The following is a 16,513-nucleotide window of genomic DNA, read 5'->3' as shown; positions in this document are numbered from 1 at the left end:
GACCATGCAAACGACCATCCTTGATCCCAGCCTGACGCAAACCCTGGCCGCCGCCCGCGAGCCGGGCCTGACCCTCATCATCGGCAACAAGAATTACTCATCGTGGTCGATGCGCCCGTGGGTGGCCATGACAGCTTTCGGCATTGCGTTCCAGGAAGTGCGCGTGCTGCTCGATCAGAGCGACACGGCCACCAAAATCGCCGAATATTCGGCCTGCGGCCGGGTCCCCGTGCTGCTGGCGGGCGAGATCACGATCTGGGACAGCCTGGCCATCTGCGAATACCTGGCCGAGCAGTTTCCTGACAAACACCTGTGGCCGCAAGACGTGGCCGCGCGCGCCATGGCGCGCTGTGTCTGCGCGGAAATGCATTCCGGTTTTGCCGGCTTGCGCACGGATATGTCGATGAATATCAAGGCCAGGTTGCCGGGCCGGGGCCGCACGGCTGCCGCGCAGGCGGACATAGGCCGCATCAGCGAAATCTGGGAAGAGTGTTTGTCGCGCTTTGGCCACCATCAGTTCCTGTTTGGCGATTTTTCCATCGCCGACGCGTATTTCGCTCCCGTCGTCATGCGTTTCCGTACGTATGGCGTGTCGCTGGCGCCGGCCCTGAACGCGTATTGCGAGCGCGTGCAGGCGCACCCGGCCGTGGCGCGCTGGATCACGGAAGCGCTGGCGGAGACGGAAGTGGCGGCCAAACACGACGCGGAATTACCCGATTAGAGAGAAGTTGATGATGAAGATATACACGGTCGGTGGTGCGGTGCGCGACCAACTGCTGGGCTTACCCGTGAAAGACCACGACCACGTCGTCGTCGGCGCCACGCCCGAAGACATGCTGCGCCAGGGTTTTCGCCCCGTCGGCAAGGATTTCCCCGTGTTTTTGCACCCGAAGACGCAGGAAGAATATGCATTGGCCCGCACAGAGCGCAAGACGGCGCCCGGCTACCGGGGCTTTGTCTTCCACACGGCACCCGATGTCACCCTGGAAGACGACCTGGTGCGGCGCGACCTCACCATCAACGCCATCGCCCAAGCCGAAGACGGCAGCCTGACCGACCCGTTCGGCGGGATCGAGGATATCCGCAACAAAATCTTCCGCCACGTTTCCGACGCGTTCGGCGAAGACCCCGTGCGCATCTTGCGCCTGGCACGCTTTGCCGCCCGTTTTGACGCTTTTACGGTGGCACCGGCCACCATGGCCCTGATGCGCCGGATGGTGGCTGATGGCGAAGTTGACGCTCTGGTGGCCGAGCGCGTGTGGCAGGAAGTGGCCAAGGGGCTGCTGGAAAGCCACCCTTCGCGCATGCTGGCGGTGCTGCACGAGTGCGGCGCGCTGGCGCGCATCATGGGCGAAATCAGCATCAGCGAGCGCTTGCTGCAGGTCATCGACCATGCCGCCGCGCAAGGTCATGAATTACCTGTGCGCTTCGCCGCCCTGATGCTGCATGTGAGCAAGGATGCCATCGAGCAGCTGAGCGAGCGCCTGCGCGTGCCCAACGAGTGCCGCGAGCTGGCCCTCATGGCGGCGCGCGAGTTGCACAATATCAACGGCGCGCTGGACTTGACCGCCGAAGCCGTAGTGAGTTTGTGCGAACGCTGCGATGGCTTGCGCAAGCCGCAGCGCTTTGCGCAACTGCTGCAGGCCGTGGCGTGCGATGGGCTGGTCGCGGGCAACTTTGCGCCGGCGGCACGGCTGCAGGGCGGGCTGGACGCGGCGCGCGCCGTCAACGCGGGTGCGCTGGCGCAGGGTTGCGCGGAGCCGAAACGCATTCCCGAAGTCATCCATGCGGCGCGCGTGGCGGCCGTGCAAGCATTCCTGGCCCAGGCTTGAATGGCGGGAATAGGCTACAATGGCGCAACAATGTTGCACTGCACAATATCGGCCTGACGTGCCGCCGCACCGCCCCTGGAGTCGTCGTGACCTTACCCAAGCTATTTCAAAATCCGTTTCGCCGCTGGCTCAGCCGTAGCGGCGGCGGGCGCCCGACCGTGCTGGTCAAGCAGTTGCATGAGCGCGACCGGCGCCGCATGATGAAGCATTTCCTGTCGCTCGAAAAAAGCGATCGTTTGCTGCGTTTCGGCAGCGCCTTGCCCGATGAACTGGTGGCGCAGTACGTGCAGAAGATGGATTTCTCGCGCGACATGATTTATGGCGTCTACAACAGCCTGTTCAAGCTGGTGGGCGTGGGGCATCTGGCGTTCGCGCCGAAGGACAAGTCGCCAGCGAAAAGTGTCGTGACGGATAAGGAGCAGGTGGCCGAGTTTGGCGTGTCCGTGTCGAAATCCATGCGCGGCATGGGCGTCGGTTCGAAACTGTTCGAGCGGGCGGCGATTCATTGCCGTAACAACGATGTCGATACCCTGTACATGCATTGTCTGTCGTCGAACAAGACGATGATGCATATCGCCAAGAAGGCGGGCATGGAAATTCAGCGCGACTATGGCGAAGCTGATGCCTATCTGAAACTATTGCCCCCGAACCCGACCAGCATGCTGCAGGAAGCGGTGCAGGAGCAGTTCGCCATGTTCGACTACACGTTCAAGGCGAACGCGCGCGCCGCATTCAAACTGTGGGATCGCTTGCCGGGTCGCAAGAAGAAGCCCGAGCCACCGTCACCGCCGTCACAGTAAGGGCAGGGCCGTCGTATCCTTGATGCGCTGCAAGGCAAAGCTCGATTTCACGTCCAGCACGGCCGGGTGGCGCAGCAGGGTCGCCATCATGAAGCGCGAAAAATGCTCCATGTCTTCCACGTGCACGCGCAGCAGATAATCCATTTCGCCCGTCATCGCATAACAAGCCACGACTTCTGGCCAATGCGCGACGGCCACGGCGAAGTCGGCGCGCGGCGAGGTATTCGTCACCAGGTTGGGCGCCAGCACGCGCGCCGTGCTGTGCGCGGTGGCGTCGCTGTGCTTTTCCAGCCGCACATTCACATAGGCCAGCAAGCCCAGGCCGATCTTTTCCGGGTCCAGCAGGGCTACGTACTGGCGGATCACGCCCGCTTCTTCCAGCCGTTTGACGCGGCGCAAGCATGGCGACGGCGACAGGCTGACCTGTTCGGCCACGTCCTGATTCGACAGGCGGCCATCGGCCTGCAGGACGGCAAGGATCTTGCGGTCCGTTTTATCCAGCGTAATTTTGCTCATGCTTCCTCCGGTGGTTCTCATTTCACGCAATATTATTGCGCAAATCATGATTGTTCGGGAGATCTTTGGCATTTAATGCCCGTGACCCACGCCTATACTGTGCGCTACTTCTTGGAGGAGACATCATGCAATTTCAGCCTTGGGATAACCCGATGGGTACCGATGGTTTCGAGTTCGTCGAGTATGCAGCACCAGACCCAAAAGCATTGGGCAAGCTGTTCGAGAACATGGGCTTCACGGCCATCGCGCGCCACCGCCACAAGGATGTGACCCTGTACCGCCAGGGCGACATCAATTTCATCATCAATGCCGAACAAGATTCGTTCGCGCAGCGCTTTGCCCGCCACCACGGCCCGTCCGTGTGCGCCATCGCCATCCGTGTCGACGACGCGGCCTTTGTGTACCGCCGCGCGCTGGAACTGGGGGCCTGGGGTTTCGACAATAAAACGGGGCCGATGGAGCTCAATATCCCTGCCATCAAGGGCGTCGGCGATTCGCTGCTGTACTTCGTCGACCGCTGGCGCGGCAAGGGCGCCGACAAGCCGGACGCGGCCGCACCGGGCGGCATCGGCGACATCAGCATTTATGACGTCGACTTCGTCGCCATTCCCGGCGCCGTTGCCAACCCCGTCGGCCACGGCCTGACATATATCGACCACCTGACGCACAATGTGCACCGTGGCCGCATGAAGGAATGGGCGAGCTTTTATGAAAGCCTGTTCAACTTCCGCGAAGTGCGCTATTTCGACATCGAAGGCAAGCTGACGGGCCTCAAATCCAAGGCCATGACTTCGCCCTGCGGCAAGATCCGTATCCCGATCAATGAATCGTCGGACGACAAATCGCAGATTGCCGAATACCTGGATCAATACCATGGCGAAGGCATCCAGCACATCGCCCTGGGCACGGACAATATCTACGCGTCCGTGCAAGGCATGCGCGATACGAGTATCGATTTCCAGGACACGATTGAAACTTACTATGAGCTGGTCAACCGCCGCTTGCCGAACCACGGCGAGCAGCTGGAAGAACTGCGCCGCCTGCGCATCCTGATCGATGGCCACAGCACGGAAACGGAACGCGAACTGCTGCTGCAGATTTTTACGCAGACGGTGATCGGTCCGATCTTCTTCGAGATCATCCAGCGCAAGGGCGACCAGGGCTTCGGCGAAGGCAATTTCCGCGCCCTGTTCGAGTCGATCGAGCTGGACCAGATCAAGCGCGGCGTGCTGAAAGATACGAATGCGGCGTAATGTTGCTTTGTAACAAGCAGTAGTAAAAATAGCACCAGCCGGGGAGTGCAGCGCAGCAAAGAACTGTGCGCATTCCTGTGGTAGTCTACGACAAACAAGTCATTTTTCCGCACCGGCATGCTCACAAAGCGCGGCCGGTACGTGTGAGTTCAACCGACTTTGCACGCGTAGCACAGAGAATAATGGAGACAAGTAATGAATGCAGCTATCAAGGGCTCGAGTCTTGAGCCGGGCGCGCACGCGTCCGAGATTTCCCTGAACGACAAATACACGCTGGAGCGTGGCCGCGCCTTCATGACGGGCACGCAAGCGCTGATCCGCCTGCCCATGCTGCAGCGCGAGCGCGATTTGAAGGCTGGCCTGAATACGGCCGGCTACATCACCGGTTACCGCGGTTCGCCTGTGACGTCCGTCGACATGACGGCGATCAAGGCCAAGAAATACCTCGATGAACACCACGTCAAATTTCACCCGGGCTTGAACGAAGACCTGGCCGCCACGGCTGTCTGGGGCACGCAGCAAACGAATCTGTTCGAAGACGCGAAGTATGACGGCGTATTCGGCATGTGGTACGGCAAGGGCCCCGGCGTCGACCGCTGCGGCGACGTGTTCAAGCACGCCAATAACGCCGGTTCCGCCAAGCACGGCGGCGTGCTGGTACTGGCCGGCGACGACCATGCGGCCAAATCCTCGTCCACGGCGCACCAGTCCGACCATATCCTGAACGCCTGCGGCATCCCCGTGCTGTACCCGTCGTCGGTGCAGGAATACATCGACTACGGCTTGCATGCCTGGGCCATGAGCCGCTACACGGGCCTGTGGGTCTCGATGAAATGCGTGACCGACATCATCGAGTCGGGCGCCGCCGTCGATTTCGACCCGGACCGCGTCCAGATCGTGCTACCGACCGACTTCGAGATGCCGGCCGGTGGCCTGAACATCCGCTGGCCCGATACGGTGCTGGAACAAGAAGTCCGCATGAACAGCTACAAATGGTATGCGGCGCTGGCGTATGCGCGTGCCAACAAGCTCAATAAGATCATCTGGGACAGCCCGAAGGCGCGCATCGGCATCATCACGGCCGGCAAATCCTACCTGGACACGCGCCAGGCGCTGGCCGACCTGGGCATCGACGAGCAGACGGCGTCCGACATCGGCATCCGCCTGTACAAGATCGGCATGACCTGGCCGCTGGAAGCGGACGGCGTGCATGAATTTGCCAAGGGCCTCGACGAAATCCTGGTGGTGGAAGAAAAGCGCCAGATCCTCGAATACGCGCTGAAGGAAGAACTGTACAACCTGAAGGATGGCGAGCGTCCGCGCGTGGTCGGCAAGTTCGACGACACGGGCGAATGGAGCAACCAGAAGGGCACGGGACACGGCGACTGGCTGCTGCCGGCCACGTACGAGCTGAACCCGGCCATGATCGCGCGCGCGATTGCCAGCCGCATTTCGCGCTACTACGCCGGTCATCCTGTCGAGCAGCGTGTGAAGGAACGCATTGCCTACCTGGAAGCCAAAGAGAATGTGCTGAAAGCGATCAGCGCGAAACCCGATCCGCAGAAAGACCGCACGCCGTTCTTCTGCTCCGGTTGCCCGCACAATACCTCGACCAAGGTGCCGGAAGGTTCGCGCGCGCTGGCCGGCATCGGCTGCCATTACATGGTGCTGTGGATGGACCGCGAGACGTCGACGTTTACCCACATGGGCGCCGAAGGCGTCACCTGGGTGGGGCAGGCGCCGTTCACGAATGAAAAGCACGTGTTTACCAACCTCGGTGACGGCACGTATTTCCACTCGGGCATCCTGGCCATCCGCGCGGCCGTCTCGGCCAAGGTGAACATCACCTACAAGATCCTGTTCAACGATGCGGTGGCCATGACGGGCGGCCAGGAATTCGACGGCCCCCTGTCTCCGGCCATCATCTCGCGCCAGATCGCCGCCGAAGGCGTCGGTCCCATCATCGTCGTCACCGACGAACCGGAAAAATACCCGGACGATTACGCCTGGGCGGAAGGCGTCACCGTGCGCCACCGTTCGGAGCTGATGGACGTGCAGCGCGAATTGCGCGACATGCCGGGCGTGTCGGCCATGATCTACGATCAGACCTGCGCCTCGGAAAAACGCCGCCGCCGGAAACGCAATGAGTATCCGGACCCGGCCAAGCGCGCCGTCATCAACGAAGCCGTCTGCGAAGGCTGCGGCGACTGCTCCGTGCAATCGAACTGCCTGTCGGTGGAACCGCTGGAAACGGACCTGGGGCGCAAGCGCCAGATCAACCAGTCGTCCTGCAACAAGGATTTCTCGTGCACCACGGGTTTCTGCCCAAGTTTTGTCACGGTGGAAGGCGGCGGCTTGAAAAAGCCGAAGAAGGCAGCTGCCGCTGACAAGGATGCGCCAGCCGTGCCGGCCTTGCCGACACCAGCCATTCCTTCGACGGCGGAGCCATTCGGCATCCTGGTGACCGGCATCGGTGGCACGGGCGTCGTCACCGTCGGCCAGATCCTGGCCATGGCGGCGCACGTGGAAGGCAAGGGCTGTTCCGTGCTGGACATGAGCGGCCTGGCGCAAAAAGGCGGCCCCGTGATGTCGCACGTGCGCCTGGCGGACCGCCAGGAAGATATCCACTCGACGCGCGTCGGCACGGGTGCGGCTGATCTCGTGATCGGCTGCGACTTGATCGTCACGGCCAGCCGCGATGCGCTGTCGCGCATGGGAGAAGGACGCAGCTGGGCCATGATCAACTCGACCAGCTCGTCGACGGCCGCCTTCGTGAAGAACCCGGACTGGCAATTCCCCGGCGCTTCGGCGCGCATGGAAATCGAAAAAGCGTGCGGCAGCGACCACGTGGACTTCATCGACGCAGGCCAGATCGCCACGGCGCTGATGGGCGACTCCATCGCGACGAATATGTTCATGCTCGGTTATGCCTGGCAAAAGGGCAAGGTGCCGCTCACCGAAGCGTCCATCATGAAGGCCATCGACTTGAACAACGTCTCGGTAGCGTTCAACAAGGCCGCCTTCAACTGGGGCCGCGCAGGTGCCCACGATACGGCCAGTCTGGTGCGCATGACGACGCCAGCGAAAGTGGTGGAATTCAAGCGTATCGACACGCTTGACGACATCATCGAAAAACGCGTGGCCTTGCTGACGGCCTACCAGGACCGCGCGTATGCGCAGCAATACCTGGACTTCGTCGGCCAGGTGCGCGCCGCCGAAAGCGCCCTGAATGGCCCGCATCTGCGTCTGACGGAAGCCGTGGCCCGCTACTTCTACAAGCTGATGGCTTACAAGGACGAGTACGAAGTGGCGCGCCTGTACACGGACGGCGCCTTCCAGGCGAAGATCGCCGCCATGTTCGAAGGCGACATCAAGCTCAAATTCCACCTGGCGCCGCCGATCATGGCGAAAACGGATGCCCAGGGCCATCTGATCAAGAAAGAGTATGGCCCGTGGATGCTGAAGGCGTTCGGCGTGCTGGCCAAGTTCAAGGGCTTGCGCGGCACGGCCTTCGACGTGTTCGGCCATACGGCCGAGCGCAAGATGGAACGTGCGCTGATTCTTGAATACCGTGCGACGGTGGGCGGCTTGCTGCCGAAACTGACGACGGCCAAGCTGGCGCAAGCCGTGGCCATTGCCAGCATCCCGGAAGATATCCGCGGCTATGGTCACGTGAAGGAGCGTCACCTGGAGGCGGCGAAAGAGAAGGAAGCCAGTCTGCTGATCGCCTTCAACGCGCCGACACCGTTGCCGCCCATCGTGGCAGCACCCGTGGCGGCGACCGTGGCGTGATGTTTTTAGTATGACGTTGTAACAATGGCGCCTGCGGGCGCCATTTTTCTGTGTTAAAGAAAACAACGCTTGCTGGCAAAACACATTATAATTTTCCGATAATTTCTTTTAGGAAAGTTCCTCATGCCTTCCCTGCGCCTCTCTTCCCTGGCCGTTCCTCTCGTATTGTTGTTAAGTGCCTGCGGTGGCGGCGGCAGCGACAGCACGGCCGTCGTGCCGCCCGTGACGCCGACAGGCCCCACGGCGCTGGTCGCTTCATCCACGGTCGCGAACCGCTGCGAGGCGCCGCGCAGCGGCAGCAGCATCGACAAGCAGGGCACCTTGCTCGATGAACTGACGTGGGTGCGCAGCTGGATCGATGAAACCTATCTGTGGTACCGCGAAGTGCCGACCACCTACCAGCCGCAGAGCTTTGCCACGCCGAAAGCGTATTTCGATGTGCTCAAAACGACGGCCACGACGGCTTCCGGCAAGCCGAAGGACCAGTTCCATTTCACGTATACGACGGCGGAATGGGAAGCCTCGCTCAATGGCGTGGAGCTTGGCTACGGCATGTTGCTGGCGCTGACGCGCACCACGCCGCCGCGCAAGGCCGTGGTCACCATTGTCGAGCCAGGCTCGCCGGCGGCACTGGCGGGTTTGCGGCGCGGCGACGAGCTGCAAACCGTTGACGGAACCGATTTCGTCAATTCCCCCGACACTGCCAGTGTGAAGATCATCAACGCGGGCCTGTTCCCTGCAGCGCAAGGCACGCACACGCTGGGATTCAGCCGTGGTGGGACGCCGCTGAGCGCCACCCTGCAGGCGGTCGAGGTCAGCACCAGCGCCGTGCAAAACGAGCGCATCATCGACACGCCCACGGGCAAGGTGGGCTATCTGACCTTCAACACCCACAATAATGTCGCCGAGCGCCAGCTGGTCGAGACCATGCGCCGCTTCCAGGCGGCCGGCATCAGCGACCTGGTGCTCGACGTGCGCTACAACGGCGGCGGCTATCTGGATGTCGCCAGCGAACTTGCGTACATGATTGCCGGCCCGCAAGTCACCACCGGCAAGACCTTCGAGCAGACGCTCTTCAACGACAAGACGCGTCCGGAAGCGCCCGTGCCATTTCATGCGCTAAGCCAGGGCTTCGGCGGCCCGAATCCCCTCGCCAAGGGCACGCCGCTGCCGTCCCTGGGCCTCAAGCGGGTGACCTTGCTGACAACGGGCAATACCTGCTCGGCCAGCGAAGCGATCATCAACGGCTTGCGCGGCGTGGACGTGCAGGTCAACCTGATCGGCGGCACGACGTGCGGCAAGCCCTACGGTTTTTATCCCACGCCCAATTGCGGCACCACGTATTTTGCCGTGCAGTTCCAGGGCGTCAACGCCAAGGGCTTTGGCGACTTTGCCGATGGCATGGTGCCGACCTGCGACGTGACGGACGATTACCAGCACCAGCTGGGCGATGCGGCGGAAGGCATGCTGGCGGCGGCGCTGCGCTACCGCAGCAGCGGCAGCTGCACGCCGGCCACGGGGGCGACCAGGCTGTTGAGTTCGATGGAGAGTCCGGCTGACACGGCCATGCGTTTGCTGCGGCCGGCCTATCAGGAAATTGCCATCATTCGCCGTTAAAGCGCATGCTTCCGCCATGGAATCCCCATGGCGCCTGGCGTTTTCCTGCTCATGAATCTTTCTATATAACAATTTTGATATATGGAAAGATGAATCCATTCGTTCTGTAATTGCTGGCATCTTGATATCTTTCGCCTTCTCCCTAACCTTGAGAAGCGCAAAGATGCCTATACAATTCAAGTTGCCACCGCTCACCGTCGCCGTACTGGCCATCCTGGGCGGCACCGCATGGCAGGCGCACGCACAGACGCAAGCGCCCGCAGCGGGTCAGCAGGCAGCGGCCACCCCGCCAGCCGTCGTGGTCACCGGTTCGCGCATTCCCCGCGCCAGCCTGGAAGGCCCGTCCTCCGTCACCATCCTGACGGGCGATGAAATCACCAAGCAAGGCTACAAGAACGTCTTCGATGCGCTGACCAACCAGGTACAGAACAGCGGCTTTACGCAAGGCGAGGACTTCGGCAACACGTTCACGCCGTCGGCCAATACCATCAGCCTGCGCGGCCTGGGTCCGAACCACACCTTGATCCTGCTCAATGGCCGCCGCCTGGCCGACTTCCCCGTCGCCTATGAAGGCACGGTCAACTTCACCAACCTGGCGAATATTCCGTCGAGCATTGTCGACCGCATCGAGATACTCAACGGCGGCGCCTCGGCCATTTATGGCTCGGATGCGATCGCCGGCGTGGTGAACGTGATCCTGAAGAAGCAGACGGAAGGTTTCGATATCAACGTCAAGGCGGGCGGCACCACGCGCGGCGGCGCAGGCAACCAGCGCGTGCAACTGACGGGAGGCGGCAATTTCGACAAGCTGCATACCCTGTTCAGCGTGGAACTGAGCCAGCGCGATCCGCTGTCCAGCCTGGACCGCGACTTCATGTCCAGCAAATCGGGCACGCCGACGAATATCGCTTCGCGCCGCGTGGTGCAAGCGGGCACCTCCGGCACTTACGTGGATTTGGGCGATACGTGCAGCCAGTTTGGCGACATGTACGGCGGCAGCGTCATCAAGTACCAGGCGAAGAACGGCAGCTATTGCGCCAGCCCGAAAGTGGGGCCGACCTACTGGACCACGCAAACGAAGAACCGTAGCCAGAACGTGTTCGGCAGCGCCAACTACGAGCTGTCGCCGGAAACGACCCTGTTTGCCGACTTCTTGATCGGCAAGAACTCGACAGAAAACAATACGCGCGGCCCCACGTGGACGTCGTCGTCGACGGGCAGCAGCTATTTCCGTAACCAGAATACCAATCGCTACGAAGCGTGGACGCGCTATATGTCGCCCGAGGAAATGGGTGGCGTGGAGCGTTACAACCGCAAGTGGGACGACCTGGCCACAGCCATCTCGCTGGGCGCCAAGGGCCGCATTCCCGGCACGTCATCGTGGCAGTATGAAGCGAATTACAACGCCTCGGTGTACAAGAGCGAAAGCCACACGCCGCGCGCGCTGGCCAACATCGACAGCTTCTTCCTGGGGCCGAAACTGGGCACCGACGCTGCCGGCGTGCCGATCTACGCACCGGACCCGGCCCGCTTGTCGCGCCGCGTGACGGCGGCCGAATTCGACAGCATCACGGGCAATTCCGACAGCGACGACAAGGCCTGGACGAATACCCTGAGCCTGGCCACCAATGGCGATCTGTTCCAGCTGCCCGCTGGCGCGGCGAAGATCGCCACTATTGCCGAAGTGGGCAAGCAGGGCTTCAGCAATGTTCCCGATGCGCGCCTGAACGACGGTTACTTCAACGTCGCCACCAAGTCCGATATCACGGCCGGCACGCGTACCCGCTATGCGCTGGGAGCGGAAGTGAATCTGCCGCTGCATGAAAAGCTGACCGGTACCCTGGCCGGCCGTTACGACCGCTACAGCTTTGCCGGCCGCCATGAAGGCAAGTTCACCTACAACGGCGGCCTGGAACTGCGTCCCGCGCCTGAGCTGCTGTTCCGCGCCAACTACGCCACCAGCTTCCGCGCGCCGGACATGAACTACATCTACAAGGCACGCGGCACCGGCTACTATTCGAGCACCACCGATTATTACCGTTGCAACGCTGCCGGCCAGGCCATCGACAAGTGCGAATTCGCCAGCAAGTCGCCGGGCGCCGACTATGTGCAGAACGGCAGTCGCGACCTGCAGTCGGAAAAAGGCAAGTCGTTCGGCGTGGGCGCCGTCTGGTCGCCAAGTTCCAATTTCGACGTCTCCGTCGATTACTGGAACATCAAGATCGACGATCTGGTGACGAACCTGAGCGCGGACAAGATCCTGCGCGATGAAGCCGATTGCCGCCTGGGCAAGCTCGATGCCGCTTCGCCTACCTGCGCCGACACCCTGGGCCGCGTCGAGCGTTTCGCGGCCAATGCCCTGAACCGCGCCGGCGAGATCAAGACCATCACCGTCAATCCTATCAATGCTGCCAAGCAGAGCAGCAGCGGCATCGACATCAGCGTCAAGTATTTGCTGCGTACGTCGGACTATGGGCGCTTTGCCTTCAAGGCCAATTACGCCAAGGTACTGAGCAATAAATCGCAGCAATTTGCCGGCGACGAAGAGATCGACGAGCTCAAATCGCTGAGCAATTCGGATTGGCGCGACAAGCTGAACCTGAGCGTCAACTGGAGCGCTGGCGACTGGTCCAACACCTTGCTGGTCAGCCGCTACAGCAAGATCCCGAACGCCGCCGGTACCGGCTACCTGACGCCGACGGCACTGGCCAATATCAGCACCGTGTACCGCATCAACGACCGCGCCACCTTGTCACTGATCGTCAACAACGTGTTCGACAAGATCAAGCGCGACGACAGCGGCGGCTGGCCGTACTATCCGGTGGGCAGCTACAGCCCGCAGGGCCGCCAGGGATGGGTCGAATTTAACTATCACTTCGGCTCGTAATTCACGTTTGCCAGAGCAAGGCCGGAGCAGTTGACGCTGTTCCGGCTTTTTTATTGGCCGCAGCATTTTTACCTGACCGCCGCTCTATAATTGCCCGCTTGTCCCCTTGATGGAGCTAGTCCGATGCTACGCCATGCCCTGCTGTCCGCCGCCGTGTTTTCCCTGTTTGCCGTCAACGCGCATGCCGCACGCGATATGCGGCAGTTTTCCCTGAAGACGGTGGCCGAGTACTCGGGTTTCAAGGAGACGGGCCGCTACAAGGAGGTGGAAGCCTTGTGCCGGCGCTTCGAGGACCATCATCCAAAACAGGTGCGCTGCTTTGAATTCGGCCGCACGCCGGAAAACCATCCCATGCTGGCGCTGGCCGTTTCCAACACGGGCGCGCTGACGCCGGAAGCGGCCAAGCTGCGCAAGATACCGGTACTGCTGGTGCAGGGCGGCATCCATGCGGGCGAAATCGACGGCAAGGATGCAGGCTTCCTGGCCCTGCGCGAAGTCTTGGAAGGCAAGGCAGCCGCCGGCGCGCTGGACAAGCAGGTGCTGCTGTTCGTGCCCGTGTTGAATGTCGATGGCCACGAGCGCTTCGGTGCCTGGAACCGCCCGAACCAGCGTGGGCCGCAGGAAATGGGCTGGCGCAGCACGGCGCAGAATTTCAATTTGAACCGCGACTACATGAAGGCCGACTCTCCCGAGATGCAGCACATGCTGGCGCTGGTGAATGCCTGGGATCCGCTGGCGTACGTCGACTTGCACGTGACGGACGGCGCGCAGTTCGAACCCGATATCTCGATCCAGGTCGAACCCGTGCATGCGGGCGATGCGGCCTTGCGCATAGCGGGAACGGCGCTGCGCGACGGTGTGCTGGCCGACCTGGCGAAGCAGGGTTCCGATCCGAAGCCGTTCTACATGGCGTTTGCCGAAGAAGACAATCCGCAGTCGGGTTTTGTCGATTCGACGCCGAACCCGCGCTTTTCGCACGGCTATTTCCTGTTGCGTAACCGTTTCGGCGTGCTGGTGGAAACCCATTCGTGGAAGGACTACCCGACCCGCGTGCGCATCACGCGCAACACCATCATTTCCCTGCTGTCGCACATGGCGCAGCACGGCGCCGCATGGCGACAAACAGCCATGGAGGCGGACCTGCGCGCGATGCAGCTGGCCGGCAGCGCGCTTCCCCTCAGTTACAGGACCACGGAGAAAAGCCGCATGATCGCGTTTCGCGGCTATGCCTATACGCGCACGCCGTCCGAGGTCTCGGGCGCGCTGATGACGCGTTATGACGAAAAGACGCCGCAAATCTGGAACGTACCGTTGCGCGACGAGATCGTGCCCGACCTGCAGGTGGCCGCGCCGAAGGCCGGTTACCTGGTGCCGCGCGCGCAGGCGGCCATGGTGGGTGCCAAACTGCGCCAGCACGGCATCACCTACCAGGAAATGCGCAGCATCATCGCCAAACAGAATGTGGAAGTCTTCCGCGCCACGCAAGTGAAGTTTGGCGCGCAGTCGTTCGAAGGACGCCAGACGCTGGCGGTACAGGGCGAATGGCAGAAGGAAGTGCGCCTGGTCGATGCGGGCGTGCTGTATGTACCCGTCAACCAGCCGAAGGCGCGCCTGGTGATGGCGCTGCTCGAGCCGCGCGCGCCCGATTCGCTGCTGGCCTGGGGCAGCTTCAACACGGCGTTCGAGCGCAAGGAATACATGGAAGACTATGTGGCCGAAGACGTGGCGCGCGCGCAGCTGGCGGCCGACCCGGCGCTGGCGGCGCAATTCCGGCAGAAGCTGGCCGACGAGCCCGCGTTTGCAAAGAATCCGCATGCGCGCCTGGAGTTTTTCGCCCGCCGCCACGCTTCCTGGGATGAGCGCTTGAACCTGTATCCTGTCATGCGCGTCGACGTGGCGCCCGTCAGTTTCATGGATTGATAAGGCTCATTATGACCGTGATGCGGAAGTACTATTCTTTCTATCCTCCGCGTCAGCGGCCACCTGTTCCATGCATCGGTTTCCCATGACAGAAAAAAAGCAGAAAAAAATTCTCCTGTTGAGCGTCTCGGCTGGCGCTGGCCACATGCGCGCGGCGCAAGCCATCGAGGCGTATGCGGTGCGCGATGACGGCGCCGGTCCCCCTGCGCTGGCCCGTCATCTGGATGTGATGGACTTTGTCACGCCCGCATTTCGCAAGCTGTACACGGATTTTTACATCAAGCTGGTCAACAAGGCGCCCGCGCTGTGGGGCTATCTGTACCATGCCAGCCATGACGCGCCCAAGGATAGCCAGATGCAGCGCCTGCGCCGTGGCATCGAGCGCCTCAACACGCGCGCCCTGATGGCGCAGATCGCCGCCTTCCAGCCCGACGCCATCATCTGCTCGCATTTTCTGCCGGCCGAACTGCTGTCGCGCGCGCTGCGCCAGGGACAGCTGGCCTGCCCCGTGTGGGTACAGGTCACCGACTTCGATTTGCACCGCATGTGGGTGCAAGAACGGATGCAAGGCTATTTTGCCGCCACCGACGAGGTGGCGTTCCGCATGCGCCACGAAGGCATCCCCGCCGACCGCATCCACGTGACGGGCATTCCCATCATGCCCGCGTTTGCGCAGGTGCCCGAGCGCGTGGAGTGCGCGCAGGCATTCGGCCTCGACCCGCAGCGCACGACGATTCTGCTGATGGGCGGCGGGGCGGGATTGGGCAGCCTCGATACCGTCGCCGCGCGCCTGCTGGCGCTGCCAGGCGACTTCCAGCTGATCGTGCTGGCGGGGAAAAACGCCGCCGCGCTGGCGGCGCTGCAGGTGCTGGCCGGCCAGTACCCGGGCCGCCTGCTGGCGCAAGGCTTTACCGGTGAAGTCGAGCGCCTGATGGCGTGCACCGACCTGGTGATCACCAAGCCGGGCGGGCTGACCACCTCGGAATGCCTGGCCCTGGGCTTGCCCATGATCGTCAATGCGCCGATTCCCGGCCAGGAAGAGCGCAATGCCGACTATCTGCTGGAGCAGGGCGTGGCCCTGAAGGCCTTCGATGCCGTGACGCTGGAATACCGCGTGCGCCATTTGCTCAACCATCCGCAGCAGTTGCAATCGATGCGCGCGAAAGCGCTGGCCCTGGGGCGCCCGCGCGCCGCCGCCGACGTGCTGGCGCTGGTACTGGACGACGGGCGCGCTGGCGCCGCTCTTCGATAACAAGGAAGCCATGATGTTGCATGCAGTACTTTTGACCCTCGCCCTGGGGCTGGCCGCCGCGCCTGCCGTGGCGCAGACGGCGGCGACGCCGGAACGCCATGCGGACTGGGCCACGCCGCTGCCGCAGCTGTCGAACCTGCACCAGGTCACGCCCGTCCTGTACCGCAGCGCCAAGCTCGATAGTAGCGATGTGGCCCAGCTGCAGGCGCTGGGCGTGAAGACGGTGATCAGCCTGCGCTCCTTTCACTCCGATACGCAGGTGCTCGATGGCAGCGGCATCCGTGCCGTGCGCATTCCCATCAATACCTGGGCCATCCGCGACAAGCACGTGATCGACACCATGCGCGCCATCCGCGCCGCCGGGCAGCAGGGACCCGTGCTGCTGCACTGCCTGCACGGCGCCGACCGCACGGGCATGATGGCCGCCATGTACCGCATGCTGTACCAGGACTGGCCGCGCGAGAAGGCGATCGACGAGCTTAAAAATGGCGGTTACGGCTATCACGCCGTGTGGAAGAATATCGAAAGCTACCTCAAGCGCGTCGATGTGGCAGCACTGCGCGCGCAGATTGACGGAAAGACTCCCTGAGCCATGCTGATGGAGAGGCGTGACTGTCTCTCATCGCCGGCACTGACCGCGCATT

The 16,513-nt window shown here is 62.2% G+C and carries 11 protein-coding genes; 10 read left to right on the top strand and 1 reads right to left on the bottom strand.

Annotation, left to right across the window (positions count from 1 at the left end):
- Nucleotides 1-4: 4 nt before the first annotated feature.
- From ACQ4WN_RS10370 to ACQ4WN_RS10360, 3 genes are all read left to right on the top strand, one after another.
- Nucleotides 5-721, top strand: a complete 717-nt coding sequence (locus tag ACQ4WN_RS10370; RefSeq protein WP_436551464.1) for a glutathione S-transferase family protein — start codon at nt 5-7, stop codon at nt 719-721.
- Nucleotides 722-734: 13 nt separating this feature from the next.
- The gene (locus tag ACQ4WN_RS10365; RefSeq protein ID WP_436551613.1) at nt 735-1,832 is read left to right on the top strand and encodes a tRNA nucleotidyltransferase/poly(A) polymerase-related protein; all 1,098 of its coding nucleotides are present in this window, start codon (nt 735-737) and stop codon (nt 1,830-1,832) included.
- 86 nt (nt 1,833-1,918) lie between these two features.
- On the top strand, nt 1,919-2,632 hold the full coding sequence (locus tag ACQ4WN_RS10360; RefSeq protein ID WP_133988845.1) for a GNAT family N-acetyltransferase: 714 nt from the start codon (nt 1,919-1,921) through the stop codon (nt 2,630-2,632).
- On the opposite strand, the gene ACQ4WN_RS10355 is transcribed toward ACQ4WN_RS10360, so the two are convergent.
- Entirely contained in the window at nt 2,624-3,148 is a 525-nt protein-coding gene (locus ACQ4WN_RS10355; protein ID WP_070220829.1) for an Lrp/AsnC family transcriptional regulator, read from the bottom strand. The genes ACQ4WN_RS10360 and ACQ4WN_RS10355 overlap by 9 nt on opposite strands.
- Before the next feature lie 125 nt (nt 3,149-3,273).
- Between ACQ4WN_RS10355 and hppD the strand changes: the two genes are divergently transcribed.
- The 7 genes from hppD to ACQ4WN_RS10320 all read left to right on the top strand — a co-directional run bounded on the left by hppD (nt 3,274) and on the right by ACQ4WN_RS10320 (nt 16,458).
- Nucleotides 3,274-4,401, top strand: coding sequence for a 4-hydroxyphenylpyruvate dioxygenase (gene hppD, locus ACQ4WN_RS10350; RefSeq protein WP_436551463.1), 1,128 nt, complete (start codon nt 3,274-3,276; stop codon nt 4,399-4,401).
- 195 nt (nt 4,402-4,596) lie between these two features.
- Nucleotides 4,597-8,193, top strand: a complete 3,597-nt coding sequence (locus ACQ4WN_RS10345; protein ID WP_436551462.1) for an indolepyruvate ferredoxin oxidoreductase family protein — start codon at nt 4,597-4,599, stop codon at nt 8,191-8,193.
- 123 nt (nt 8,194-8,316) lie between these two features.
- A complete protein-coding gene (locus tag ACQ4WN_RS10340) occupies nt 8,317-9,810 on the top strand; it encodes a S41 family peptidase (RefSeq protein WP_436551461.1) in 1,494 nt (497 codons plus the stop codon).
- A gap of 163 nt (nt 9,811-9,973) precedes the next feature.
- Nucleotides 9,974-12,697 carry a TonB-dependent receptor plug domain-containing protein gene (locus ACQ4WN_RS10335; RefSeq protein ID WP_436551460.1) on the top strand — a complete coding sequence of 908 codons (2,724 nt, stop codon included), beginning with the start codon at nt 9,974-9,976 and terminating at the stop codon, nt 12,695-12,697.
- 123 nt (nt 12,698-12,820) lie between these two features.
- Nucleotides 12,821-14,617 carry a M14 family metallopeptidase gene (locus tag ACQ4WN_RS10330; protein WP_436551459.1) on the top strand — a complete coding sequence of 599 codons (1,797 nt, stop codon included), beginning with the start codon at nt 12,821-12,823 and terminating at the stop codon, nt 14,615-14,617.
- A gap of 85 nt (nt 14,618-14,702) precedes the next feature.
- Complete coding sequence (locus tag ACQ4WN_RS10325) at nt 14,703-15,869, top strand: MGDG synthase family glycosyltransferase (protein ID WP_436551458.1); 1,167 nt, start codon at nt 14,703-14,705, stop codon at nt 15,867-15,869.
- 10 nt (nt 15,870-15,879) lie between these two features.
- Nucleotides 15,880-16,458: a tyrosine-protein phosphatase gene (locus tag ACQ4WN_RS10320; protein ID WP_436551457.1), complete on the top strand. Its 579-nt coding sequence runs from the start codon at nt 15,880-15,882 to the stop codon at nt 16,456-16,458.
- Nucleotides 16,459-16,513: the final 55 nt, after the last annotated feature.

Origin of the sequence: Janthinobacterium pasteuri (genome assembly GCF_051380775.1) — a bacterium.
Lineage (GTDB): Bacteria > Pseudomonadota > Gammaproteobacteria > Burkholderiales > Burkholderiaceae_D > Janthinobacterium.
The sequence above is the reverse complement of the archived record's forward strand: the minus strand, read 5'-3'. Positions and strand labels throughout refer to the sequence as shown.